This is a genomic window from Lactobacillus kitasatonis DSM 16761 = JCM 1039, from assembly GCF_000615285.1.
GTDB lineage: Bacteria > Bacillota > Bacilli > Lactobacillales > Lactobacillaceae > Lactobacillus > Lactobacillus kitasatonis.
Genome location: NZ_BALU01000009.1, coordinates 43,995 through 70,749, shown reverse-complemented (window position 1 = coordinate 70,749; position 26,755 = coordinate 43,995). Strand labels below are relative to the sequence as shown.

Genomic DNA, 26,755 nt, shown 5'->3' with positions numbered 1-26,755 from the left:
ATGTCACAGCAAAAAAGAGGCGTTAATTTTTACTATTCCTGCAAAAATCACCCTCGAAAAAGCAAAAGTCAATCTATAAATAAGCCAAAATAATATTTTAAAAATCCTTAACCTATTCTAATGAAAAAATTCGATACAATATTAATTATGATTTTTCAATTTAGAAAGTGGGCAAGAAAGTGACCAAAAAAAGAACCATCACTCCTTGGTGGATTTTTATTGTTTGTTGTTTTATTTCAATGATTGGCTTTGGCCTGATTGTTAATACTATCGGTCTGTTCTTTGGGCCAATCAGCCAGGAATTTCATGTTGGCCGTGCCAGCGTAGCCTTGATGACTACCCTGCAGAACGCAGCTGCCGCTATTTCACTCCTTTTTGCAGGAAAAGTTATGAAGAAAGTAAACTTGCGCTGGTTACTAACTGCATGTTTCAGCCTAATCGCCATCAGCATGTTAACGCTCGCTGCAGCTCACAGCTTAACGCATTTTTACATTGCTTGGATCATCATTGGTATTTGTCAGCCAATTGCAATTACTTTATCAATTCCCGTTCTTTTAAGTAATTGGTTTAACCAAAAACTCGGCACAGTAATGGGTATTTCTCTGGGCCTATCCGCATTCGGTGGAACCATTTTTAACCCGATTATCGCAGATATCATTACTAAATTCGGCTGGCGTGGCGGCTTTATCGCAGAAGGTCTTTTAATTGGCTTGATCTTAATACCACTTGCTGCTTCAATTAGACCTAACCCTGATGAAAAACACCCTGCTTACGGCACAACGACTAAGTCTGAATCAAATTCACTCTTAAACGGCATTACGCTTAAAGAAGCACTTCATCAACCAGTCTTTTATGCCTTAGCCTTTGCGATGTTAGCTTTGCAATTTGTGTCGGGAAGCGTTCAGCATATTTCAGGCCACATTACTAATTTAGGAATTTCACCAGTTTTAGCAGCTAGTGTGGTATCCGGTGTAATGATCGGTGCAGCTGTTGGTAAAATTTCCATTGGTTATTTCTTGGATAAATTAAGTACAATTTTAGTATTGTTGGTTTACTCACTTTTTGGCATTTTAGGTTGGAGTGGCCAAATCTTCTTGACTAACAGTACCCTACTAACTATCTCTGCTTTTATTCTTGGTTTAGGTCAAGGGGTCTGCCTAGTGGCTCTACCATACTTAATCCAAAAGCAATTTGGCGAAAAAGATTATAGTAATATTTTGTCCGTAATCAACATGCTGGGAGCATTCGCAATGTCGCTATCAGTATACTTGGTAGGTCTATTCTTCGACCAAACCCATTCTTACGACTTAGGATGGACAATTAACGTAATTGCCTATATTCTAAGTTTTATCGCAATCTTTATTACCTTAAGAAAAAAGGCATAAAGCAAAATAAAACCATGGCTCGGTATGAGTCATGGTTTTTCTTTCATTCAAATTTCCAGTTAACTACACGCTTGAACCTTTCAAATGGAAGTAACGTAATTTGACCTAAATCATTACCTTCTGCAGGAGGACACTGCGCTTCAAAGGTTATACCATCATATTGACCTATATTATCTGCAATACCCGTGTGATTAAAGTGATTGCCGGCATAAAGCACTAGCGCTGGGGCGTTAGTGCTCACCGTCAACTTATGCTTTCTAGAACTCAACGTTGCAGCTGGATTATTGCCATTCAAGATAAACGAATGGTCAATCCCATTGCGCAACTTAATTTGTGCATCATCGCTGGTGAGTGCATCCCCAATTCGCTTAGTCTTTCTAAAATCAAAGGCAGTACCAGCTACCTGCTCCATACCGCGATCAGGCAGGCCACTCTCATCAACCGGCAAGTAATAGTCCGCATTCAGCTGCAAATTCAGATCTTCGGCACGCTCGCCCAAGTTAAAGTAAGTATGATTTACCGGATTGAAAATCGTCAGCTTATCACTAACTGCTTCCAATGAATAATGCAAGGTATTGTCATTATCCAATTTATAGCTAGCATGAAGCTTCAAATTACCGGGATAATCATTATGACCATCTGGATCAAACAAGGTTAAATTCACTCTTGCCGCTTTATCTGTACACGATGGTCTAAAATTCCAAACTTGCATGTCAGTGCCGACACCACCATGAATATGATTTTCACCATCATTTAGTTGCAATTGATGAATCTCATTGCCATGCTTCCATTGGCCTGCTCTAACGCGGCCAGCAATCCGACCAACGCTGCCACCTAAAAAATTACGCTCTTTAGAATAATCTGCTGGCTTTTTCAATGATAAAATCATGTTTTCGCTATCGACTAGCACCTTTTCTAAGGTTGCACCATAATTTAAAACTTTGGCGACCATGCCATGATCATTTTCAAGGGTAATCTCACACAGGTCCTTGTTATTTTTTCGCCCATACTTTACAAAACTAGTTTTCATTTTTAATCCACATCTTCAGTCAAAGCTGTAATAAATTTATCCCAGCCTTTTTCACCATCTTCAGTATTCTTGAAGACACCTGCATCTTGCAAAACTTGTTCAAAAACTTCTACCAAGGCCTTTTCCATAATTTGATTTACATTATCCGCGGTAATCTTTTCTTTTACCTTAACTTGATCAGCCCATTCCTTGTGACTATCGGCCATCTTGTTGTCCTCACCAAGCCAGTACTTCTTAACTTCTTCAAGTTCGCTCTTAAGACGACCTGGCAAAATAGCACGACCCATAACTTCAATTAAGCCGATATTTTCCTTCTTGATATGCCACAACTGCTTGTGTGGATGGAAAATACCAAGAGGATAATCTTTACTTGTATTGTTGTCACGCAATACTAAATCTAAGACAAATTTCTTACCCTTGCGGTGCATGATTGGAGTTACCGTGTGGTGACGAATCTTACCTTCATAAGCATTAATCTTGCGCGCAGGATCAGAATATTGATCCCAAAACTTAATAATCTTGGAACCCAGGTCAATTAAATCAAGTGAATTTTCACTAATTAAACGCAAATCACTCATTGGCCAGTCAACGATTCCAGCTTTTACATCAGGATATTGCTTAAAGCTAACTGGCTTCTTGATCTTGGCCTTCATCATTGAGAAAGTATGACGACCACCTTGGTAGTGTTCGTGGGCCAGCATTGAGCCACCAACAATTGGCAAGTCAGCATTTGAACCAACGAAGTAATGTGGCAGCATCTTTTCAATTTCAACCAAATTAATTAAAGTTTGTTGATTGATCACCATTGGGATGTGCTTTTGATCAAGGAAAATGCAGTGTTCATTGAAGTAGGCATACGGTGAATATTGGAAGCCCCATGGCTTACCTGCAATATTCATCCGAATGATTCTTAAATTAGAACGCGCATTTTTACCATAGCCACCAACATAGCCTTCGTTTTCGAGGCAAAGCGCACACTTAGGATATTTCTTACCAGTAGCATGAGCAGCTGCCGCAATTGCCTTGGGGTCTTTTTCAGGCTTAGACAAATTAATAGTAATTTCTAAGCCGTGACCTTTTGAGCTAGTGCCTGAGAAAACAACGTTCTTAGCAATGGCTTCCCTTTTAACGTAGTTGTTGTTCACGCAAAGCTTGTAGAGCCAATCAGTTGCCTTTTCAGAAGATCTTTCCATCTTTTGCCAAAAAATTTCATTAGTCTTGGATGGAGTTGGCGTTGCCAAGTCATACAATTGATCATTCAATACTTCTCTTGAAGTAACATCGTCGGGAATCTTTTTATTCTTTACGGCAATATCAACCAATTGCTTAACGGCTGGCTTGTCGTTTTCTTCTTCGTCATAATCGCCGACTAAACCGCGAATTTTATTAATGACATAAACGCGATCAAGTGGCTGATAAGCACCACTATTAATTACTTCATCTGCGTACTTTTCAATAACTTTCATTTCTTATCCTTCCAAAACTAATTAATCTTTTTGGTTCCATCGACGATTTCTGCATCGTAGAAACTTGCGTCGTAGCCAATCTTGTCGCGGTAAATCTTGCCAACGTTTTTCTTGAAGTTCTCTGCTTCACTCTTTTTAACAATGGCAATTGCACTACCACCGAAGCCGCCGCCGATCATTCTGGCACCTAACACGCCAGGTTGTGCCCATGAATTTTCGGCTAAAGTATCAAGTTCCTTACCAGTTACTTCGTAATCATAATGAAGCGAAATATGGGAAGCATTAATCAAACGACCCAATTTTTCCAAATCGCCACCTTTCATGGCTTTAGTAGCACGTAAAGTTCTTTGATTTTCACTAACGGCATGACGCGCACGCTTGATTTCTGTTTCGTCATTAATTAAGTAAGCATATTCATCAAAGGTGCCGTTATCAAGTTCACCTAAAGACTTAATATCGAGTTTTTGTTGGAGCTTCTTGAGAGCATCATTACATTCACGAACACGGTCGTTGTAAGCAGAATCAGCTAAAGTATGAGGCTTGTTAGTGGCCATGATGATAATTTCATAGTCACCTAAAGCAAGTGGCATGTATTCATACTTAAGCGTGTTGCAGTCCAGGAAAATGGCACTATCTTTTTTGCCCATAATGCAGGCAAATTGGTCCATGATGCCTGAGTTCAAACCAACGAATTCATTTTCGGTTCTTTGCCCCATTTTAGCCAAAGCAACACGATCAACGTCTAAGTTGAATTCATCTTTAAGAATGATACCCATGAGCATTTCAATTGCGGCACTTGATGAAAGGCCTGAACCAGATGGCAAGTTGGCTTGATGTATAAGTTGAAACCATGATCGATATTGTCATACTTTTCACGCAAGTAAGTGATCATGCCTTTAAAATAGTTGGCCCAGAAGCGGTCGCCTTTTTCAACGGTTGTATCATCAATGTCGAATTCTACGATGTCGCCGTCAACGTTACCTGAATATAGGCGAACTTTCTTATCCTCTCTTGGGCCATAGACACCATAAACACCTAAGCTGATTGCGGCTGGAAAAACATGACCGCCGTTGTAGTCAGTGTGTTCACCAATTACATTGATTCGACCTGGTGAGAAAAAAATATCTTGGGCTTTTTCATCAAAAGTTTCTTCATATTCTTTAAGTAATTCATCTTTATTCATTTTATTTACCTCAAATTTTTGTCCTGTAATCGTTTTCAGATACTAGTATATACTTTTTATTTCATTTAGTAAATAATTTACTTAAATAAATAAAATATTTAATTGAGTAAAAAAAGCCCCATCATTCAAGTTGATGAAGTGAGACCTAAAAGTGTCTCACTTTTAGGTCTCACTTCAAATCAAAGGAATACCTTATTTTTTCTATTTATTTAAGAACTTATCGACACCGCCGCGCATCAACTTTTGCGCAGCTTTAATCACATCATCAATATTTTCTTTTTTACCATTCAACGACCACTGCTGATAAATCGTCAAGCCAGTTTGTTCTACATAATTAAGCAAAATCTACTTTTTCCAATCTTCCAAACGATTGAACTGTGGCGAACTCCCCCACGACTCACTCATAACATTGTCGATCATCTGCTGACGAATTCCTGAATAAGTCCTGCTAATCGTGATTCGATCAGAACGCGAAGATCTTCATAACCAGTTATTTTCATTTTTATCATCCTCAAAAAAATAAGGTATTCTAGCTTCTTACCTCTAGAATACCTTATTTCTTAGGATATAGTATTTATTTAACTTCTAATTGTTTCATAAGTTTGCTATGTTTTTCATAAAAATCTTTTATAAATTCTTCTAAATCTGGATCTATAATTTCTATTTTTTTATTTACCATAAAATATACAAGAGATTATTTTAAATATTTATCAAACCATTGCAAAGTTTCTTCTAGTCGCTTAATACGTCTATTTGGAGTGCCATTTCTTGACAAATCGTGATTTGATCCATGAAAAACCACCAATTTAGTTGGTACACCACGCAATTTTAGAGCTTGAAACATTTGATAGGCATCAGGAATAGGACAACGATAGTCATGATCAGAATGCAAGAAAAGAGTCGGCGTAGTGACATTGTTTACATAACGAAGTGGTGAATGGAACCACAATTTATCAATATCATCAGAGTGCAATGTATCTGTAGCCATTTGGTCATCCACAAATTCTGGTCCAATATCCGAAATAAACATTGCAGTCCATGAAGCAATACTCCGCATACTTACAGCTGCACTAAATCGATGTGTATGTCCTATAATCCAGTTAGTCATGAAGCCGCCGTAACTTCCTCCGGCAACACCCAGTCTTTTTTCATCAATAGCCGGGATTTGTTTCAAAATTTCATCAGTAAAAAGCATCAAATCATCATAATCAATCGTGCCATATTTACCACGCAAATCACCATATTCGTCTCCCCAACCTTCAGAGCCAAATATATTAGTAAAGAATACAAAATAGCCAGCATTGGCTAACATTTGCATTTCATGAAAGAAACCTGTTCCATAAGTAGCACGAGGACCACCATGAATTTCTAAAATAGCTGGATAATGTTTTCCTTTTTCATAGTTATTAGGATAAAGAACCCAACCATAACGATTATTACCATTATGGTCTTTATAATTAATTTTTTGTGGTTCAGCAACATAACGATCTTTCAAAAATTCATTAAAATGACTAAGTTGTTTAACTTTTCCATCTTTCTCCAATTGATAAAGTTGTTGTGGGCTTTTAGGACTATTAGCAATAAATTGTAATTTTTCACCCTGAAATGCTAGAGACGCAATAGCCCCATCCCATTTACCAACAAGTTCAACTTGCTTTCCATCAAAAGAATAAATTTCATTATGTGCTGCAACAGTTGAAACAAAATAAAGTTTATTTTCATGAACAAACGTTGTATTACCAGGAACCACTTCCATATCATGAGTCACAATATTATACAGATTATGATCCCATTCTTGAACTAGTTGCATTTCATTATTATCTTTAGTTAATCTATAAAAGTTAGGATTTTCTTCAATACCATATTTCTTATTACCACTAGCTACTACATATAATTCATTATTTAATACAGCAACAGCAGCAATTGACCAGTTATTAGGTTTAAGTAATTCCTGAAGATTTTTATCAGCAAAATCATATTTATAAAGACCGCCTTGGAATGGTCGACAATCGCTATATTGTGCTCCAGTCAAAAACAATCGATTATCTTGATACCAAAAATTGCTTACATCAAAATCTTTTGGAACCAGTGATTGTAGTTTTTTATCTTTTAAGTCAAAAATAAAAAGTTGATGACGTTTACCGTTAACTTTTCCTTCATCATTTGACCAATAAGGAATCTCTGTTACTTCATGCCAGGGGAAATCTGGATCACTTTTAACCAAAAAAGCATCACCTGATAAAAGTAATCGATTAGAATCTAATACTTTTTGAACCATCAAATTTTGATTTTTAAACTTGTGAAGTACAGTTAATTCTTGATTATCAGTATTTAATTTAACTAACTGAGTAACTTGATCATCATTAGTTGTTGTGAAAAAAATATATGGTTCTTGACCTAAAGCAAATGATGGATAAGCATCAGTAGTAAAAAATGGCTGCAATCCAGACTTATCATTTTGCTTTACAAGTGACCATTTATATTTATTTAAATCATTAGAATTGGGAAGAGCAATTTGAAAAATACTTTGTTCACCTTGTGTTTTCAATCCACCCGCATTTGTTAAATTTAATAGATCTTCTGCCATTAGTCCTTGCATATAGAGCCCTCCTTTTATGTTGTTAAAAAATTAATAATTTATTAAATCTTAATTTTATAAATTAGATTTGTCAATTTTATTTTTACGTAAATCGCAATAATAAATTGAACACTTAAGCTGCTTGATAGATATGATCCAATTCTCTTTCAAAGATTTCATCTGGTGTATGATATGCCAATATTTTTCTTCATTGAACTCTTAGCTTTTTCACCAGTTAAGATGTCTTCATAATCCGCAAATTTATTTGGCAATTCTCTTTCTTCATTGCTCATGTTAAGCACAAAGTAAAGTTCCTTGCCATCTGCTGTGACACGCTTAGTTACTTCAAGCTTATGGCTGTCGCAAACTAATGATTCAACTCCAGTTTCAAGCACAATGTGGTTGAATAATTGTGTCAAACCTTGGTGACCTAACTTGGTTCCAACGTACCAAGCCTGCCTTTACCATAATCATTTTCAGTAATCGCAGCAGTGACAGCGTAAAACTCATCAGCGTAGCTTGCCAAAACTTTGCCTTATTTGGATGAATCAAATCACACATTAAGCTGGTTTCGTATTCCTTGTCATCCATCTTAACTCTAACTTTTTGACCTAGAACCATTGCGTCGCTTTCTTCAACCCAGATACCGGTGACATCTTTCAATGGACCAGGATAGCCTCCAATTAAAGACTATTGCTACTTTGACTCTAGTCTTTGAACCTAAAATTGTTGGACCAGCCTTCTTTAATTTTTGACTTAAATCAGTTAATTCTTTAAATACTCTGGTGTCAGTTCTTTGTGAGTGAGCAATAATTGCGCTATGGAATTTCTCTGAACCACCCACTGCTTGCTTTAATTGGAAGAACTGAACTGTATCAGCACCGTGAGCTACAGCTTGTAGTTCAGTCGCGGCCATTTGACCTGGACGCTTTAGTGGACTGTAAGATTGCCAGTTAACTTGTGAAGATGCAGATTCCATTAACATAAATGGTTGATGCTCAAGGCTTCTCATTAAGTCATACAAGAATGCTGGCTTATAAGCAGGTGCGTCGTAAGTTGGATAACTATCATAAGAAATAATATCTTGATCCTTTGCCCACTTTTGATAGTCAATCATCTTGTTTGGCAAACTGTGGAAGTTAGTAGTTACAGGCGTTTCAGGATCGCACTTCTTGATGACTGCCTTTTCCATCGTGAAGAAGTTTTGTAAACTTTCGGATTGAAAGCGCAAGTAGTCGATGGAAAGGCCAGCAACAATGGTTTCGCTACTTTCTGGACCCCATGCATCCCCCAACTCGTTTGGAACAACAATTTCATCCCAGTCATAAATCGTGTGACTCCAAACATTCATGTTCCAAGCCTTGTTGAACGCACCCAAGGTCTTGTATTTGTTTCTCAACCAGTCATTCCACAATAGCAGTTGCCACCGTATTCATTGTTCACGTCCCAAACTACGATATGCGGATTGTCAGCGTAGTGCTGGGCCAATTTTTCAACTAACTCACTATCCAGTCTTTGATAATTCTTGCTGTTCGGACAGAAATTGTGCCGCTGACCAAAGACGTAACGTCTGCCTTGGTAATCAACTCTTGCGATATCCGGATACTTTTTAAACATCCAGGCTGGCATTGCGGCTGTTGCCGTACCCATCACAATATCAAAGTTTGCATCAGATAATTCTTGAACGATCTTGTCTAATTTAGAAAAGTCATAGACTCCTCCTCTAGGTTCAAGAACTGCCAAGAGAAAATATTAATTGTAGCTGAATTTAAATCTGCATTTTTAAAGACCTTAATGTCTTCAGGCCATGTTTCTTCTGTCCATTGATCGGGATTGTAGTCTCCACTAAGCCAGTGATTAAACCAATTAATTTATCAGCAACTGATTGCTCCAAGCCACTGAACATCCCACTGGTAATAAAAATAATAAAGTATGTACTCATTACACCATAAAAAGCTGCGTGACCTAAATTACCCAGACAGAATGATGCATAGGAAATTATTTGTTTTCCTGAACTTTTATGACCGTTTGTCATAATATCTTCCTCCTAAGACGTTATCAACTGTAATCGCTTACATCACAGAGCATACGCTTAGCACTAGTTTTAATAAATTGTTTATTTAATATAAATAAATTATTTACTATTAATAAAAAATAAAAAAAGAATGCTCTATTTCAGCATTCTCTTTCAATAATATTAAAAATAAAAAATTTTTATTTACTAAAAAATTTACTTATTTTTAGGAATAAAGCTCTTCCGAACCACCAAGTTAGTGTTCATGTTCACATCAATATGAGCACGATCAGGTTGAATGATCAAGTTAGTAAGCATAGTTAAAGCTAGATCAATCATTTCCTGCTGGTTGATGTTGTAAGAAGAAAGTGGTGGTGATACGTACTTCACTACATTACTGTTATTGATACTCAAAATTGCGGTATCTTTTGGTACGTTAATATTTTCTTCGTTAAAGGCCTGTAAAACACCGACCGCTAATGTATCAGAAGCAATTAAAAATGCATCTGGTAAATTGTTCTTGCACTTCTTTATTACTTCTTTGCCAAGCTTATAACCATTTTCAACGCTGAATGGTCCTGAAACGAACATGTTGCTGTCATCTTTTCCGTGAACCTTCATATATTCCGCGAAGGCAACGGAACGTGTATCATTTTCTTGAATATGATTATGCTTAGGGCCAACACCACCAATAAAACCAATCGATTCATAGCCGTTTTTAATAAACAAATCAATAGCATTCTTAACTGTTAAAGTTAAGTTAGGTCTAATTGAATCGAACAATTCGGGAGCTGGATTAGTATCAACAAACACCCCATTTGGTAAAACTTCGTGCAATTTTACCAACTTAGCATTTTCGATTGGCGCTGCTCCTACTCCAATAAAGCCTTGGAACAATGAGGCATTTTCAATTAAGTCAGCCACATTATAAAAAGTCTTCATCTTCATTGATTCTTGCTTAACGGTTTCTACCAAGGCTTGCTTTAAAGAAGTAAAATACTCATCTTGCAACTGTTCTTTATGGTTAGTGCGGTAAAGAAGCGCAATTGTAGGCTTAATTCCCTTTTCTTGGTGGTCTTTCCAATAACCAAGCTTATTAGCAATTTCTAAAATTTTATTTTTGGTATCTGCAGTAATTGATAAGTTAGGATCATTATTGAGCAACCGCGAAACAGTCGCAGAAGAATACCCCGACTTTTGTGCAATTTCTTTAATAGTTGTCATAATTATTTCTTTCCCATTTACTAATATTCCTGTCTTTATTATACAAAATATTTACTTAATTCCAATAAAGATCAATTTTATTCAAAAATATTTTTCTCGAGACTTTTCAATTAATTTATTTATTTAATTGATAAATTATTTAATTTAGCATTATAATAAGACCGTTTTCAAAATATATTTTTTTATAGAAACTAGGTCTTATCATGAAAGCAAATATCAAATAGCTTGATGATCCCGAAGTCTTCAGGATTAATCAACTGCCAGCTCACAGTGATCATCCCTTTTACAAAGATTACCGTGAATGGCAAAACTTTGCTTAATAAAAAGTTGCCACTTAAATCAACCGTTGAAATTGAAGACGAAGCTTTTGCCAATGTTCACCTATGGGACGACCATGATCCATACCTTTATCAATTAATCATTGAAGTTCATGACCAAGATGGCAAATTAGTTGAACTTATTCCTTACCAATTTGGTTTTAGAAAAATTGAAATTACCAAGGATCATGTGGTTTTGCTTAACGGCAAAAGATTAATCATCAACGGCATTAATCGTCACGAATGGGATGCTAAGCGTGGCCGCAGCATTACCCTAGCCGACATTAAGGAAGACATTGCTACCTTTAAACACAACAACATCAATGCCGTTAGAACCTGCCACTATCCAAATCAAATTCTTTGGTACTATCTCTGCTATCAAAACGGAATTTACATGATGGCGGAAAACAATTTGGAGTCCCACGGCACCTGGCAAAAGTTGGCCAAGTTGAAGCTACTTCCAATGTACCCGGCAGCATCCCCGAATGGCGTGAAGTCGTCGTCGACCGTGCCCGCAGCAATTATGAAACCTTCAAGAATCACACTGCAATCTTATTCTGGTAACTTGGCAACGAATCATGTACCGGCAGCAACATCGCCGCTATGAACAAACTCTACAAAGATCACGATTCCTTTCGCCTCACCCACTACGAAGGCGTCTTCCATGCACCAGAATTTAAGAAAGAAATCTCAGACCTTGAAAGCTGTATGTATTTGCCACCTAAAGAGGTAGAAGAATATCTCCAAAATCCTAAAAAGCCACTTGCCGAATGTGAATACATGCACGACATGGGCAACTCCGACAGTGGCATGGGCTCTTACATTAAGCTAATTGATAAATACCCTCAGTACATGGGCGGCTTTATCTGGGACTTCATCGATCAGGCTCTGCTTGTGCATGATCCAGTCAGCGGACAAGACGTATTGCGTTACGGTGGCGATTTTGATGATCGTCACTCCGATTATGAATTCTCTGGCGACGGTTTAATGTTCGCAGACCGCACACCCAAACCAGCAATGCAGTAGGTTAGATACTACTATGGTTTTTACACGTCGCTTATGGTGAAGCTAGTTTAGGAGTCAATGGTCAAGATTTCGCCTATTTATTCAGCTACGAGCGTGGTGGCCTTGAATCTTTGAAAATCAAGGACAAAGAATGGCTTTACCGCACGCCTACACCAACTTTTTGGCGGGCGACCACCGATAACGATCGCGGTAGTGGCTTTAATCAAAAAGCAGCCCAATGGCTAGGAGCTGACATGTTCACTAAATGTGTGGCTATTCACGTTCAAGTTGACGATCACCAATTCGACGAATTGCCTGTCGCTTCAATCAATAATCAATTTAGCAATCAGGAATTTGCCCATGAAGTAAAAGTGGCTTTTGACTACGAAACTTTAACTACTCCTGCAACCAAAGTCAAAATCATTTACAATATTAATGATACTGGTCACATGACGATTACCATGCATTATTTTGGTAAAAAAGGCTTGCCGCCTTTGCCTGTCATCGGCATGAGATTCATTATGCCAACCAAGGCTAAAGGTTTTGATAATACTGGCTTGTCTGGTGAAACCTACCCTGACAGAATGGCTGGAGCAGAACGCGGAACTTTCCACATTGACGGCTTGCCAGTTACTAAGTATCTTGTACCACAGGAAAACGGGATGCACATGCAGACTAATGAATTAGTCATCACCCGTAATTCTACGCAAAACAATGCGGACAAAGATGGCGACTTTAGTTTAAAGATTACGCAAACTAAGCAGCCATTTAACTTCAGTTTACTGCCATACACTGCAGAAGAATTAGAAAATGCTACCCACATTGAAGAATTGCCATTGGCTCGTAGAAGCGTATTGGTAATCGTGGGAGCTGTTCGCGGCGTAGGCGGCATTGACAGCTGGGGCTCCGATGTAGAAGAGCAATACCACATCGATCCTGAGCAAGATCATGAATTCTCATTTACGATCAACTAGCATTTTAAATAATTTATTTTATTTTATTTTAGTAAATAATTTACTAAATATTGTGTTATAATGTAATCGATTTCAATAAATGCTGATAAAAAAGGAGCTAATATGAAAGTTTTAGTTATTGGTGGTGCGGGCTATATCGGCTCACACGCCGTTCGTGAATTAGTAAAAGAAGGCAACGATGTAGTTGTCTTAGACAGTTTGTACACCGGTCACAGAAAAGCAGTTGATCCAAAGGCCAAGTTTTACCAAGGCGATATCGAAGATACCTTCTTAGTTTCAAAGATTTTACGTGATGAAAAGATCGATGCTGTTATGCACTTTGCTGCATATTCATTGGTACCTGAATCAGTTAAGAAACCACTTAAGTACTACGACAACAACGTTGCTGGAATGATTTCACTTTTGAAAGCAATGAATGACGCTGGTACTAAGTACTTAGTCTTCTCAAGTTCAGCCGCTACCTACGGCATTCCTAAGAAGTTGCCAATCACAGAAGACACCCCACTTAACCCAATCAACCCATACGGTGAAACCAAGATGATGATGGAAAAGATCATGGCTTGGGCCGACAAGGCTGACGGCATTAAGTACACTGCTCTTCGCTACTTCAACGTTGCTGGTGCTTCAAGCGACGGTACAATCGGTGAAGACCACGCTCCAGAAACTCACCTTATTCCAAACATTTTGAAGAGTGCTATTTCTGGTGACGGCAAGTTTACCATCTTCGGTGATGACTACAACACTGAAGACGGTACTAATGTCCGTGACTACGTTCAAGTTGAAGACTTAATTGACGCTCACATCTTAGCTTTAAAGCACATGATGAAGATCAACAAGTCAGATGTCTTTAACTTGGGTACTGCTCACGGCTACTCAAACCTTGAAATTTTGGAAAGTGCTAAGAAAGTTACCGGTATCGACATCCCTTATACTATGGGACCACGTCGTGGCGGTGACCCTGACTCACTTGTTGCCGACTCAACTAAGGCAAGAACCATTTTAGGCTGGAAGCCAAAGCACGAAAATGTCGACGATGTAATCGCAACCGCTTGGAAGTGGCACAAGAGTCACCCAAAGGGCTACGAAGATAAGTAATAAAGTAAAGTAAATTAAAATAAAATCTAACCCTATCTTTTTAACTATTTCTATTTTCTATTATCAAAAAATGTCAGTCCGATCAACTGGCATTTTTCTTTGGCACAAATCCTGGTACAGACCATTGTTATTTTGATATTGTATAATAGTTGATGAAACAAATGGAGGAATTTTATGACAAGTATTAGAGACATCGCCAAAATTGCAGGCGTATCCCCTGCTAGCGTTTCGCGAATCTTAAACAATGATCCCACCTTTCATATCAATGAAGCTGCACGTGGTCGTGTAATCGAGATTGCCAGAAAGCTAAATTACAACAAAGCCAACAAAAAGCGCAGACCCAAACAACCTGATTCTTCCCTTTCAGTTGCTTTAGTTATGCGCTATGGCAACATGCGTGAACTCAACGACCCCTACTTTTTGAATATGCATAAAGGAATCGACGAAGAGGCTAAAAAATGGCACTTACGCGTTGAACAGCCTTTTAAACTTGATGATCCAGATAAAAATTGGACCGATCTAGCAAATTACGGTGCAGTTATTATCGAAGGCGAAATGACTTCAGCTGCTATCGAACAGATTCAAAATATCAATCCGAATGTGATTTTCCTAGACGTAAACACCAACATCCGTGACTGTAATATCGTCCGCAACGATTTCATTGAAGCAACCACTAATATCCTGGATACCCTTTATGACCTGGGACACAGAAACATCGCCTATATCGGTGGTAAATCTGCCGTAGTTAACTTAGATGGTAAAATTGTTTTAAGAAAAGACGACTTGCGTGAAGGCGGCTACATCGCCTGGATGAAAATACACAACTTAGATCAGTATTGTCACACCTTTACTGCTAACTGGTCAGCTGATGAAGCTTTAGAAGCTACCAATCAACTATTGCAGCTAAAAGATCGACCAACAGCGATCGTCGTTGCTAGTGACCCAATGGCCTTAGGCGTCTACAAGGCCCTGAATGATGCCAATGTTAATATCCCAAACGATATTTCGGTTGCCAGTTTCGACGATGTAGAAATTAATCGCTTTTTAACCCCTACTCTTTCAAGTATCGATATGAATACTGAAGAAATGGGCAAAGCTACCATTCGTTTAGCTAAAGATCTCATTACCGAAAAAATTCCAATTCCATTAACTATTACTTGTCATAGCAAATTCAATAAACGCGATTCAATCACTAGTCTTAACTAAAAAAGAACGTTAGATTAATTTAAATCTAGCGTTCTTTTTATTGTCTAGGGAGAGAAAATATTATTTATTTAAGTGTTAAAGATTATTCATCAAAGCCATTGTTATCGCTCAGCTTGCGGTACCAGTGACCTGACTTTTTAATTGTTTTGATTTGAGTATGAATATCGTCACGAATCAAACCATAACGATTACGGTAGGCATTCATCCACGACCAGCAATCAATACCGGTCCAAACGAAGTAGCCATGGCAGTTCGATCCTGCTTCAATACCCTTATGAAGTTCGATTAAGTGATCCTTAATAAACTTGATACGGTAATCGTCTTGCACTACACCGTCTTTGATGAAACGTTCTTCGCGTGAGACGCCCATCCCATTTTCAGAAACAAACCAATCGATATTGCCATAGTTATCACGAATATTGATGGCAATGTCATACAAAGTCTTAGGATAAATTTCCCAGCCTTTATCAACATTCATGACGCGACCAGGCATTTCATAGTTATCAAAGTAGATATTAGGCATCCAATCTTGCAGACTCTTAGGAGAAACTTGCGGAGCTTGCACTCTTTCTGGATGATAGAAGTTAACGCCTAATTCATCAATAGTGTTTTCTTTGATTAATTGAAGTTCTTCAGGTGTAGATTGCCACAGGACGCCATCAGACTTTAAGATTTTCACCAAGTCTTTTGGATAATGGCCCAAGATGGCTGGATCAAGGAACATATTGTTGTCCCAAAGGTTAGCAAAACGGGCAGCGGCTAAGTCGCCCTCTTTATCTGAAGCAGGATATGCAGGCGTTAAGTTCAAGATAATACCGACCTTGTTTTTTCCATCAGTAAAGCGTTCATGGAATTTCTTAATTGCCTTAGCTGAGGCCAAGTTGATGTTATAGGCAACTTGCACTGCTAATGGACCATCAACCTTTAGTGGGTAGTGGAACTTGTATAAGTAACCACCATCCAAGATTACCTTAGGTTCATTGAAAGTAAACCAGTGATGAACGCGATCGCCAAATAGTTCAAAGCATTTGTCAGCGAATCTGGCATAAAGATCAGTAACATGCTTCGATTCAAAGCCGCCGTATTTCTTTTGCAGTTCAATCGGCATATCGAAGTGGCAAAGATTGATATAAGGTGTAATACCATCTTTGATCATTTCATCGATCACATTGTTGTAAAAGTCGACAGCATCTTGATTGACCGTTGCTTCTTCAAAGTCATCAATTAAGCGTGACCATTGAATCGAAGTTCTTAGGTTCTTAATCCCTGCTTCACGCATTAATTTCAGGTCTGACTTGTAATCATTATAAAAGTTAGATGCAGTGTCAGGACCTACACCATTGTAAAAGGCTTTGGGATCGATTGAGTACCAATAGTCAAAGACATTTTGGTGCTTTTTCTTAAAGCATCCCTCGGACTGCGGTCCAGAAGTTGCCGCACCCCATGCAAAATTCTTAAGAAATTTAATCATAAGTACTCTTTCTATTAATTGCACATATTAGTTAGGCAATAACTGTTGCTTTTCCAGTTTCTTATACATGCTGCTGACTACTGCCATTAATAATCCCGGCATCACCAAGACACCAATGACTGGTTGTTTGGCGATTAGTAAACCAGTTACCACCCATAATACCATGGTAGTTAAAGTTAGTTGCGGACAACGAATGAACAAGACAATGCCGCGTAAATAGTATTTTTTATCATCATTAAATTCGTTCACTGTCGCAACAATGCCAAGCTCTGTCAAATAAGTTAAAACCAAGATCGACCAGATAGCTAAGATCCAAAACGCTGCACTCAAGACCATGTTGGGCGTTCTTCTTAGTAAGATTCCTGCTGTCCAGCATAAGGAAAGCAAAAGCATTACGGCTGCTGATAGGAACTGGACGTTGTTTAACTTAAAATGAACATCGCTATTTACTTTTTGATGCAGATCTTTTTCTTCTTTTGGACTGGCGAAATAAGCCATTACCCCATGAATACCGGCGGCTATGCCACAAATAACGAAGTTTCTAATAATCAGCCACCAGAATTTAACCGACATCATTACGCACATGTAGAAATACTCTACAACTCTAATTACTTTACTACGCACAATTAATCATCATTTCTATTAATTTATTTACTACTTAACAGCACCTGATACACCGTTGTAAATGTACTTTTGACAAGTCAAGAACAAGATCAAAATTGGAAGCATAACGATGATAACACCTGCCAAAATTACAGGCCAGTTAGTTCCGTAAGGGCCCTTGAAGGCATAAAGTGCAGTTGAAATAACTTTCAAACTATCATCAGGCATGTACAGTAATGGATTGTAGAAGTCGTTGTAAATACCAACACCTGAAATAATAATGATGGTTACAATAGGTGCTTTTAACAACGGCATAATAACTTTTCTAAAGATTTGGAAGTAAGTTGCACCTTCAAGCAGTGCTGCTTCATCCAATGAATATGGGATTTCACGTAAGTATTGCAAGAAAATGTAGATAGACATTGCGTCTGTACCCAAGTTCAGCAAAATTACGGACCAGATAGTGTCGAACAAGCCCATTCCGTTAATGATTTGGAATGTAGCAACCTGACTGGCAATAGCTGGAATAAGCATTGCGAGTAAGAACAAGGTCATGATTGGCTTCTTCAACTTAAAGTCGAATCTGTTAACAGCGTAGGCAAACATCGCACCAAAGAAGATTTTACCTAGCATTGAGACGATCAAAATGAAACCAGTGTTGCGGAAACCTTCTAGCATCCCACCGTCAATAAATGCGGTTTTATAGTTTTCAAAACTCCATGACTTTGGTAAAGCAAAGACATTACCATGCAAGAATTCGGCTTGGGTCTTAAATGAACCCAAAACTACCACAACAATTGGGATCAAGGTACACAGACTGACCAAGATCAGAAAGGCATATTTCAATACTTTCCAGAAGATCTGACCTGCTGTGTAATGTTTATGCTTGTTTACAGGTATCTCGTCAACCGCTTGAGCAGCGATCTCCTTCTCCCGTCTATTTTCGTTCTGATTCATAAATTAGTCCTTCTCTCTAGTGGCCAAACGTTGAATGACAGTAACGATAATAATGATAATCAACAAGACAATCGCCATCGCAGAGGCAAGTCCAAGTTTGTTGAACTTGAAGGCCGTGTTGATAGTTTGGATAACGAATGTTGAAGTACCGTTGGCACCGTTAGTCATAATATATGGTGTATCGAATGCGCTTAAACATCCACTTACACTCAAGATAACGTTTACTAAGAAAATTTCTCTAATAGCTGGAAACATGATGTATCTAAATTGTTGCCACTTGTTGGCACCATCCATGTCGGCAGCTTCATAGATTTCCGGATCAACTGATTGAATTGCACCGAAGAATAAGAGGAAGTTGTAACCTGTATATCTCCAAAGTGAAGTCATGGCAATAGCCCAGTTGTTAGTACTACGGTTACCTAGCCACAACTTAATCCAGCTGTCCAAGTGGAAGAAGTTAAGAATCGTGTCCAAAGTACCATTTTGCTTGTAGAAGTAAAGGAAAATGAAACCAATGGCAACACCGTTAACTAAGTATGGGAAGAAGACTAATCCCTTCCATAAATTAGGGAACTTAACCTTGTAAGAAAGAACTACCGCTAGAAGCATTGCTAAAGCAAGTTGCAAGATGGCAACTGCAAAGTAGTACAAACTTACCTTAAATACTTGGATATATTGTGGATTAGTTAAAACGGTCTTATAGTTTTGCAGACCTACGAAATGACTGTTTGCACTAATTCCGTCCCAGTCGGTAAAACTGTATTGAATCATCTTTACCAAAGGCAAATACGAGAATACCAATAGCAATGCAACCGGAACAATAGTAAAGAGAACTACAATAATTCTTCTCTGCAAACGATAATTCGTTTTGAATTTTTCTATCGCGCTTTGCATAAAAATTCTCCTAACTAAAATGCTGGGATCTATCTGAAGATTCCAGCATTGTTAAACAGCAACTACTTAACTTCCTTGTCGACAGCTTTGTTCCATTTTCTGTTCATTTCATTCATGATGGCTGCAAAGCTTTCCTTGTTGTTACCTACACCAGCATCAACAATCTTTTGCTTGTAATCTTCAGTAGTTTGGAATCCAATTTCGGCATCGTTGTTAACTCTTTGAAGCAAGTCTTCTTCGCCCTTAGGAGCTGGAGTGTTTTGCAAGATACCTACACCTGCTGCCTTTAATGATTGCATAGCTGCTGGCCATTTAGCACTCTTCAGAGTAGGAATAGCACCGTTGTCTCTTGCGTAGCTTGACTTGTTTACGAACCAGTCAACGAATTCTTTAGCGGCTTTCTTGTTCTTACTGTGCTTTGAAACAGCCAATGAGTAGTCAGCACCGATTGAAACGTATTGCTTACCGTTCTTAGCAGTCATTGGGAATGCTTCATATTGAATGTTCTTCTTAGCAGCCTTGCTCTTAGCTTGGATTTGTTCCAATGCCCATGAACCTAAAACCATAACACCAATCTTGTTGTCGGCCATGTCTTGCTTTGATTGTTCCCAGTCAGAAGTAGTTGGGTCGCCTTCAACCAATTTATCCTTACATGCAGTGTAAAGAATGTTGTAAACACTGTTCATTGGTTTACCAGGTGCGAATGGATTCTTCATCTTCATCATTTCGTTTAAGTAGTTAGGGTTACCAGTTACACCAACTGTTTGACTATCCCAGTTACTTAGTGCGAATCCTGAGTGGTAGTTAGTGTACAAAGGAGTTACGCCCTTTTCCTTAGCCTTAATTGCCTTTAAAGCTGCGATGAATGTCTTAGGAGTCTTAGGGAAAATCTTGTAACCGGCTTTTCTAAATACTTCCATATTAGCAACTACACCGTTGGCATTGATCATTGAAGGCATACCGTAAACAGTACCCTTATATTGTTTTGCAGTCATACCGTAGTATTTCTTTTCCAACTTGTTTACTTTACCAAGTGGTTCTACAAAGTGTGAGTAGTCTTTAGCGTTTACTGAGTCAGGAAGCATAAAGACATCACCGTAGTTGCTGGAATTCATACGAGTCTTCATATTAGTTGCGTAGTCATTCAAAGCTTGAACTTTAACTTCAATGTTTGGGTGACTCTTTTGGAATTCCTTTATATATTTATCCCAAGTACCGTCTTGTTTTAAGTCAGTTCTTTGGTTGATAAAAGTAATGGTTTGTTTATTGCTGGACTTACCACAACCAGTTAATCCAACAGCAAAAGCAGTTATAGCTGCGAATCCTGCAGCACATTTAAGAGCTGCTTTAAATTTACCCTTATCCATATCTAAAAATCCTCGATTCTACTAGAATAATTCTCTCCGCACTCTTTTAAAAGCGCTTTCAAATTGATTACGGTTTTAATATAGCACCGAGTTTTTAAAATGCAAAATCTTTGTAAACGTAAAATGTTTACATACGGAATATTTAAATTATTTCTTGACAAACCGCATTATGTAGCAATATATTAGCTTCTGTAAGCGAATACAAATAAAAGTGATAAACAATTATTTTTACATACTACGGAGGATTGTTTTGGTAAACGTAAACAATTTTACAAACTACTTAGGATTAGGCCAAAAGCCTGATGACTTTGACGAATTTTGGAATAAAGGTAAAAAAGAAGTAGATAAATTAGGTACTTCTTATGAATTAAAACAAGTTGATCTTCCTTCTCACGTTGCTAACTTCTATCATTTATATTTCACAGGAATTAGCGGAGCTCGTGTTCATGCTCAACTAGTTGTTCCTAAGAAAATAGAAGGAAAACATCCTGGCGTATTACTTTTCCACGGCTATCACTGCGACAGCGGCGATTTCCAAGATAAAGTTGGCTGGGCTGCTGAAGGATTTGTTTCATTGGCACTTGATTGTCGTGGTCAAGGCGGTTTATCCGAAGACAATGTTGCTGTTAAAGGTGATATTTTAAACGGCTTGATCATTCGAGGCGTTGAAGAATGGGATCCCGAAAAGCTTTACTACTATAGAGTATTTCTAGATACCTACCAAGCAGCACATATCTTAATGTCAATGGATCATGTTGATGAAAAGAAGATTTTTGCGCAAGGTGCTTCACAAGGTGGCGGTTTATCAATCGCTTGTGCTGGCTTAGTACCCGAAATTTACAAAGTTCAAGTCGCATATCCATTCTTATCAGATTATCGGAAAGCATATCAATATGGACCAAATACAGCCTTTAGCGAATTGAGCTACTGGTTCAAGTACCGTGATCCCCTTCATCAAAAAGAAGATGACTTCTTCAACTTGCTTGATTATATTGATATTAAATATCTAGCAGAAAATATTAAAGCCAAAGTGATTTGGGAGATTGGTGGCAGCGATCAGCTTGTACCACCTGACACACAAATGGCCGCCTATAACAGGATCAAATCGAAAAAGAAACTTTACGTCGAACCTGAATACGGCCATGAATATCTCCCTCACTTAGGTGATGAAACAAGGAGTTTTTTCATTGAATAATTTAATTTACATCAATCAAGATAAATTAGAATTTCATCTAACTAATGGTCACATCTCTTACATCATGAAGGTTATGCCTAAGATCAAGCAGCTTGAATCTGTTTACTTTGGTAAAGCTGTTCACGTTAGAGATGATTTACATAACTTAGATGAATACGAACCAGGTTCTGGCTGTCAAATCTTCCCTAATACGGGAATTGCATCCCTAGAACACAGAAGACAAGAATACCCCACCTATGGTTCAACCGATTTTAGAAAGCCTGCCTTCGAAATCAAATACGAAGACGGCGACAAGATCAGCAATTTTCAATATGATAGCTATCAAGTTTTAGATGGAACACCTTTCTATAAGGATATGCCACATGTGCGCTACGCAGACGATGCGGCAACATTGGTAATTTTGCTCAAAGATCAATATAGCGATTTAGAGCTGAAACTTAACTACACCATCTTCCCTGATATTGACATCATCGTTAGAAACGCCGAATTCTTTAATCCTGGTAAAAATGCCTATCATATCTTATCGGCAAAAAGTGCCAGCTTAGATCTGCCTACTTCAAATTATGATCTAGTCACCTTAAACGGTGCTTGGGCCCGCGAACGTCATGTTAACCGCACCCCACTTAGACCGGGCATCCAAGAAATCGGCTCGGTCCGCGGAGCAACCGGACATATTCATGATCCTTTTATCGCTTTGGCTGATAAAAATACGACACAAAATCTTGGTAACGTCATCGGCATAACCTTGATGTATTCTGGCAATCACCAAGAAACTATCGATGTTAACACCTACGGCACAACCAGAATGATGACGGGAATCAACGATGCTGACTTTGATTGGATTCTTGAACCAATGTCTAACTTTGTTACGCCACAAGCAGTAGTGAGCTTTTCAGACAAAGGCTTCAACGGCTTAAGTCATAATTACCATGATTTAATTCGTGACCACATCATTGAAAAGCATTGGCAAAATCCTAAGCGTCCTGTCTTAATCAATAACTGGGAAGCCACCTACTACGATTTTAACGAGGAAAAGCTAGTTAAATTAGCTAAAGAAGCCAAAGACATCGGCTGTGATCTCTTCGTCTTAGACGACGGCTGGTTTGGTCACAGAACAACCGATTCAGGCTCAATGGGTGACTGGGAAGTTGATAAAGACAAATTGCCAGATGGCTTAGATCATTTGGTTAATAGAATTCATGATTTAGATATGAAATTCGGCCTTTGGTTTGAACCAGAAGCTTTATCCAAAGACACAGATCTTTATAAAGGTCACAACAGCTGGCTACTCGGCAATAATAAAAAGCACCTTTCTCAAGGTCGCAACCAATACTTAGTCGACTTTGCCAACCCTGTCGCTGTTAACTTCTTGTTTAAAAAGATGAGTAAGATTATCGATAAAATTCATCCTGACTACATTAAGTGGGATATGAATAGAAATATTACCGAGCCATATTCAAACTACCTACCTAAAGAGGAACAAGGCGAAGTCTTCCACCGCTACATTTTAGGTGTTTACCACCTTTACCAAATGTTGACGGAAAAATATCCTGACATTTTGTTTGAATCTTGTGCCGGTGGTGGTGGTCGTTATGATCTGGCCATGTTCTATTACGCCCCACAAGCTTGGACTAGCGACGACACGGATGCATACGAACGCTGGCAAATTCAAACCGGTACCTCATATGTTTATCCGCCAGCTATAATGGGTAGCCACGTTTCGATCGTACCTAACCATCAAACAGGCCGTGTCACTCCCCTTCATTCACGAGTCAATATCGCTATATTTGGTACCTATGGCTATGAATTTGATTTAACTAAGTTAAGTCCTGATGAAAAAGAAGAACTTAAAAAAGGAACTAAACAACTCCGTCATTTCCACGATTTAATTTTCAAAGGCGACTTCTATCGTCTAGAACCAAGCAATCCAAATCACGGCGCTTGGGAAGTTAACTCAAAAGATAAAAAGCATGCGGTAGTCTGCTACTTCTACGGTTTAAGCGAGCCAAATCACGGCTATTATCACGTGAAACTAGCCGGTCTTGACCCTAACCAACTTTATGAAGTTAACGGCAAACGTAAGCTTTACGGCGATGAATTAATGAATATTGGGTTGCCGCTGACTGAAGACTTTAGGGGCCACGAAGATGACTACTGGTCTCAAGCAAAGACAGATTTTGATACCAAGATTTTTGAATTAAAAGCAATTAATGAATAACTAAGATTGGAGAAATTAAAATGGTTAAAGTAGATTTGGATCACGTATATAAGGAATACAAGGGAAACGATCAATACTCAGTTTCTGACTTTAATTTGCACATTAACGACCAAGAATTCATCGTATTCGTTGGTCCATCAGGTTGTGGTAAGTCAACCACCTTACGTATGATCGCCGGACTTGAAGACATTACCAAGGGCACTTTGAAGATCGGTGGCAAGGTCATGAACGATGTTGCGCCAAAGAACCGTGATATCGCCATGGTATTCCAGAACTACGCTTTGTACCCACAAATGACGGTATACGACAACATGGCCTTTGGTTTAAAACTGCGTCACACGCCAAAAGAAGAAATTGATAAGAAAGTAAAAAGAGCTGCTGAAATTTTGGGCTTGAAGCCATACTTAAAACGTAAGCCTGCTGCCTTGTCAGGTGGTCAACGTCAGCGTGTTGCCTTGGGTCGTGCGATCGTGCGTGATGCCCCTATCTTCTTAATGGACGAACCTTTATCAAACTTGGACGCTAAGCTTCGTGTTACGATGCGTGCAGAAATTGCTAAACTGCACCAACAATTAAAGACTACTACCATCTACGTAACCCACGACCAGACTGAAGCCATGACTTTAGCTGACAGAATCGTTGTTATCAAAGATGGTATTCAACAACAAGTTGGTACTCCTATGGAAGTTTATAACAAGCCTGCAAACATCTTCGTTGCTGGATTCATCGGCTCTCCTGCTATGAACTTCTTCCACGTAATTTTAAAGAATGGCAAGATCATTGATAAGGACCACGATGACTTCGAAATTCCTGTACCTGAAGGTAAGCTTAAGATCTTGAAAGACAAGGGTTATGATGGCAAAGAATTAGTCTTTGGTATTCGTCCTGAAGACGTTCACACCGAGGAAGTATTCCTTGAAAGTTTCCCAGACCAAGTAGTTACTGCTAAAGTCGTTGTTTCAGAACTTCTGGGTGCTGAAACTCAACTTTACTGCAAGGTTGGTAATTCTGACTTGGTATCAAAGGTTGACGCTCGTGACTTTACTAAACCTGGTGCAACCATCAAGATGGGCTTTGAAATGAACAAGGCTCACTTCTTCGATCCAGAAACTACTAAGACTTTGGACAACTAATTTACCTTTCCACTGCACTCCATAACTGTAAAAATTTAGAACAAAAATACAGGTATATCAAACTCCGATATACCTGTATTTTTATAAATATTGGTCCAACCACTTTTAGAAAAAGTTGGTATTTATTTTTATAAGTTATATAATATAAACATGTAAGCGCGTTCTAAATAATTAGATTTTTATATAGAGTAAAACGAGATGAAACTATGAAAAAAATTTTAGTAATTAATGCTGGCAGTTCTTCTTTTAAATTTAAAGTATTTTCTTTTCCAAAAGAAGACGTTATTGCCGAAGGTATGGCCGATCGCGTTGGTTTAGATGATTCTTCATTTGAATTGAAATTAGCTGATAAAACTAAACATTCTGAAGAAATTGAAATTCCTGATCAAACTACGGCTGTAAAAATTTTATTGGATAACTTAAAGAAGCATCAGGTAATTGACGATCCTAAAGAAATAATTGGTATTGGTCATAGAATTGTTGCTGGTGGTGAGACGTTTAAAAAGTCTACTTTAATTAATAAGGACAACCTGCCAAAAATTTATGATTTAACAGAATATGCTCCTCTGCATGATAAAGCCGAAGCAGACGTTATTAAGGCTTTCCTTGAATTATTACCAAATGTTCCAGAAGTGGCAGTTTTCGATACTGCTTTCCACCAGTCACTTGATCCAGTGCATTACTTATATTCTCTTCCTTACAAATATTATGAAAAGTATAAGGCAAGAAAATACGGTGCACATGGGACTTCAGTTCGTTTCGTAATTCAAGAAGCTTCAAAGCTACTAAACAAGCCTCTAGATCAATTAAAATTAATAGTTTGTCACCTAGGCTCTGGTGCATCGATTACCGCAGTCAAAAATGGTAAATCGTTAGATACCTCCATGGGCTTTAGTCCCCTTGCAGGAATCACGATGAGTACTAGATCCGGCGATGTCGATCCTTCATTACTAGCTTATATTATGAAAAAAGAAAATATCGACATGGATCAAATGATTGATATCTTAAACCACAAATCAGGTTTATTGGGTATTTCTGAAATTTCACCAGATATGCGTGATTTGAGAGATGACATGTCTCGCTTAAATGATGATCAAAAAGAGAAAGCCAACTTAGCAAGAAACATCTTCATTAACCGAATTTGCCGCTATATTGGCGCCTACATTGTAGAAATGGGCGGTGTAAACGGTATTATCTTTACTGCTGGTGTTGGTGAGCACGATTTCGGCGTTCGAGCAAAAGTAATGGACGCACTTAACTTTATGGGTGTAGTGCCAGACGAAGATAAAAATAAAGCTAATGAGGCAGGCTTAATCACACGTCCTGACTCTAAGATTGCAGCTATGCTCATCCCTACCAATGAAGAATTAATGATCGAACGAGATATAATGAAAGTAGCTCATCTTAAATGAAAGATTCTATAAGAAAAGGAGAAGACTA

Annotated in this window: 18 protein-coding genes and 4 pseudogenes; 9 read left to right on the top strand and 13 right to left on the bottom strand. The window is 38.3% G+C overall.

The genetic code is table 11. The annotated features are described in order from the left end of the window. The first annotated feature begins 179 nt into the window (after positions 1-179). Positions 180-1,385 (top strand): MFS transporter, encoded by a 1,206-nt coding sequence (locus JCM1039_RS06930; RefSeq protein WP_025015203.1) that lies wholly within the window; start codon positions 180-182, stop codon positions 1,383-1,385. A 43-nt stretch (positions 1,386-1,428) separates the two neighbouring features. Here JCM1039_RS06930 and JCM1039_RS06925 read toward each other — a convergent pair whose 3' ends face one another. The 8 genes and pseudogenes from JCM1039_RS06925 to JCM1039_RS06890 form a co-directional block, all read right to left on the bottom strand. Next, positions 1,429-2,415 (bottom strand): aldose epimerase family protein, encoded by a 987-nt coding sequence (locus JCM1039_RS06925; protein ID WP_025015202.1) that lies wholly within the window; start codon positions 2,413-2,415, stop codon positions 1,429-1,431. Between the two features lie 2 nt (positions 2,416-2,417). Then, positions 2,418-3,881 carry a UDP-glucose--hexose-1-phosphate uridylyltransferase gene (locus tag JCM1039_RS06920; protein ID WP_025015201.1) on the bottom strand — a complete coding sequence of 488 codons (1,464 nt, stop codon included), beginning with the start codon at positions 3,879-3,881 and terminating at the stop codon, positions 2,418-2,420. A 17-nt stretch (positions 3,882-3,898) separates the two neighbouring features. After that, a pseudogene (locus JCM1039_RS11080) lies at positions 3,899-5,064 on the bottom strand (galactokinase). Positions 5,065-5,265: 201 nt separating this feature from the next. After that, positions 5,266-5,406 carry a hypothetical protein gene (locus tag JCM1039_RS12220; RefSeq protein WP_155831147.1) on the bottom strand — a complete coding sequence of 47 codons (141 nt, stop codon included), beginning with the start codon at positions 5,404-5,406 and terminating at the stop codon, positions 5,266-5,268. A gap of 352 nt (positions 5,407-5,758) precedes the next feature. Then, the gene (locus tag JCM1039_RS06905) at positions 5,759-7,663 is read right to left on the bottom strand and encodes an alpha/beta hydrolase family protein (RefSeq protein WP_025015200.1); all 1,905 of its coding nucleotides are present in this window, start codon (positions 7,661-7,663) and stop codon (positions 5,759-5,761) included. Positions 7,664-7,818: 155 nt separating this feature from the next. Beyond that, positions 7,819-9,513: pseudogene (locus JCM1039_RS11070) on the bottom strand (beta-galactosidase). Continuing rightward, positions 9,486-9,677 (bottom strand): annotated as a pseudogene (locus tag JCM1039_RS11065) (PTS sugar transporter subunit IIA); the annotation flags it as partial. The pseudogenes JCM1039_RS11070 and JCM1039_RS11065, both read right to left, overlap by 28 nt. Positions 9,678-9,872: 195 nt before the next feature. After that, complete coding sequence (locus JCM1039_RS06890) at positions 9,873-10,880, bottom strand: LacI family DNA-binding transcriptional regulator (protein WP_025015198.1); 1,008 nt, start codon at positions 10,878-10,880, stop codon at positions 9,873-9,875. A gap of 297 nt (positions 10,881-11,177) precedes the next feature. Between JCM1039_RS06890 and JCM1039_RS12215 the strand changes: the two are divergent. The 4 genes and pseudogenes from JCM1039_RS12215 to JCM1039_RS06865 all read left to right on the top strand — a co-directional run. Further along, positions 11,178-12,223, top strand: a pseudogene (locus tag JCM1039_RS12215) (glycoside hydrolase family 2 TIM barrel-domain containing protein); the annotation flags it as partial. 5 nt (positions 12,224-12,228) lie between these two features. Continuing rightward, positions 12,229-13,176 carry a beta-galactosidase small subunit gene (locus tag JCM1039_RS06875; RefSeq protein WP_034533115.1) on the top strand — a complete coding sequence of 316 codons (948 nt, stop codon included), beginning with the start codon at positions 12,229-12,231 and terminating at the stop codon, positions 13,174-13,176. Between the two features lie 102 nt (positions 13,177-13,278). Then, the gene (galE, locus tag JCM1039_RS06870; protein ID WP_025015194.1) at positions 13,279-14,271 is read left to right on the top strand and encodes a UDP-glucose 4-epimerase GalE; all 993 of its coding nucleotides are present in this window, start codon (positions 13,279-13,281) and stop codon (positions 14,269-14,271) included. A gap of 174 nt (positions 14,272-14,445) precedes the next feature. Beyond that, positions 14,446-15,477: a LacI family DNA-binding transcriptional regulator gene (locus tag JCM1039_RS06865; protein ID WP_025015193.1), complete on the top strand. Its 1,032-nt coding sequence runs from the start codon at positions 14,446-14,448 to the stop codon at positions 15,475-15,477. Between the two features lie 82 nt (positions 15,478-15,559). Here JCM1039_RS06865 and JCM1039_RS06860 read toward each other — a convergent pair whose 3' ends face one another. The 5 genes from JCM1039_RS06860 to JCM1039_RS06840 form a co-directional block, all read right to left on the bottom strand. Continuing rightward, positions 15,560-16,948: a glycoside hydrolase family 1 protein gene (locus JCM1039_RS06860; protein WP_025015192.1), complete on the bottom strand. Its 1,389-nt coding sequence runs from the start codon at positions 16,946-16,948 to the stop codon at positions 15,560-15,562. 27 nt (positions 16,949-16,975) lie between these two features. Next, a complete protein-coding gene (locus JCM1039_RS06855) occupies positions 16,976-17,572 on the bottom strand; it encodes a hypothetical protein (RefSeq protein WP_155831145.1) in 597 nt (198 codons plus the stop codon). A gap of 30 nt (positions 17,573-17,602) precedes the next feature. Then, positions 17,603-18,508, bottom strand: coding sequence for a carbohydrate ABC transporter permease (locus tag JCM1039_RS06850; RefSeq protein ID WP_025015190.1), 906 nt, complete (start codon positions 18,506-18,508; stop codon positions 17,603-17,605). A 3-nt stretch (positions 18,509-18,511) separates the two neighbouring features. After that, positions 18,512-19,402 (bottom strand): carbohydrate ABC transporter permease, encoded by an 891-nt coding sequence (locus JCM1039_RS06845; RefSeq protein WP_141685532.1) that lies wholly within the window; start codon positions 19,400-19,402, stop codon positions 18,512-18,514. A 62-nt stretch (positions 19,403-19,464) separates the two neighbouring features. Then, positions 19,465-20,769 (bottom strand): ABC transporter substrate-binding protein, encoded by a 1,305-nt coding sequence (locus JCM1039_RS06840; RefSeq protein ID WP_025015188.1) that lies wholly within the window; start codon positions 20,767-20,769, stop codon positions 19,465-19,467. 250 nt (positions 20,770-21,019) lie between these two features. On the opposite strand from JCM1039_RS06840, the gene JCM1039_RS06835 reads away from it, so the two are divergent. The 4 genes from JCM1039_RS06835 (at position 21,020) to JCM1039_RS06820 (ending at position 26,727) form a co-directional block, all read left to right on the top strand. Beyond that, entirely contained in the window at positions 21,020-21,964 is a 945-nt protein-coding gene (locus tag JCM1039_RS06835) for an acetylxylan esterase (RefSeq protein WP_025015187.1), read from the top strand. Beyond that, positions 21,957-24,182, top strand: a complete 2,226-nt coding sequence (locus JCM1039_RS06830; protein ID WP_025015186.1) for an alpha-galactosidase — start codon at positions 21,957-21,959, stop codon at positions 24,180-24,182. The genes JCM1039_RS06835 and JCM1039_RS06830 overlap by 8 nt, the downstream gene beginning before the upstream one ends. Before the next feature lie 20 nt (positions 24,183-24,202). Continuing rightward, positions 24,203-25,315, top strand: a complete 1,113-nt coding sequence (locus JCM1039_RS06825; protein WP_025015185.1) for an ABC transporter ATP-binding protein — start codon at positions 24,203-24,205, stop codon at positions 25,313-25,315. A 206-nt stretch (positions 25,316-25,521) separates the two neighbouring features. Next, positions 25,522-26,727, top strand: coding sequence for an acetate/propionate family kinase (locus JCM1039_RS06820; protein ID WP_025015184.1), 1,206 nt, complete (start codon positions 25,522-25,524; stop codon positions 26,725-26,727). Positions 26,728-26,755 lie beyond the last annotated feature (28 nt).

Bases quoted from the DNA above. Each gene is read 5' to 3' on its own strand.
- JCM1039_RS06925 (WP_025015202.1), bottom strand. From the start codon at position 2,415: ATGAAAACTAGTTTTGTAAAGTATGGGCGAAAAAATAACAAGGACCTG.
- JCM1039_RS06920 (WP_025015201.1), bottom strand. From the start codon at position 3,881: ATGAAAGTTATTGAAAAGTACGCAGATGAAGTAATTAATAGTGGTGCT.
- JCM1039_RS06905 (WP_025015200.1), bottom strand. From the start codon at position 7,663: ATGCAAGGACTAATGGCAGAAGATCTATTAAATTTAACAAATGCGGGT.
- JCM1039_RS06890 (WP_025015198.1), bottom strand. From the start codon at position 10,880: ATGACAACTATTAAAGAAATTGCACAAAAGTCGGGGTATTCTTCTGCG.
- galE (WP_025015194.1), top strand. From the start codon at position 13,279: ATGAAAGTTTTAGTTATTGGTGGTGCGGGCTATATCGGCTCACACGCC.
- JCM1039_RS06865 (WP_025015193.1), top strand. From the start codon at position 14,446: ATGACAAGTATTAGAGACATCGCCAAAATTGCAGGCGTATCCCCTGCT.
- JCM1039_RS06860 (WP_025015192.1), bottom strand. From the start codon at position 16,948: ATGATTAAATTTCTTAAGAATTTTGCATGGGGTGCGGCAACTTCTGGA.
- JCM1039_RS06850 (WP_025015190.1), bottom strand. From the start codon at position 18,508: ATGAATCAGAACGAAAATAGACGGGAGAAGGAGATCGCTGCTCAAGCG.
- JCM1039_RS06845 (WP_141685532.1), bottom strand. From the start codon at position 19,402: ATGCAAAGCGCGATAGAAAAATTCAAAACGAATTATCGTTTGCAGAGA.
- JCM1039_RS06840 (WP_025015188.1), bottom strand. From the start codon at position 20,769: ATGGATAAGGGTAAATTTAAAGCAGCTCTTAAATGTGCTGCAGGATTC.
- JCM1039_RS06825 (WP_025015185.1), top strand. From the start codon at position 24,203: ATGGTTAAAGTAGATTTGGATCACGTATATAAGGAATACAAGGGAAAC.
- JCM1039_RS06820 (WP_025015184.1), top strand. From the start codon at position 25,522: ATGAAAAAAATTTTAGTAATTAATGCTGGCAGTTCTTCTTTTAAATTT.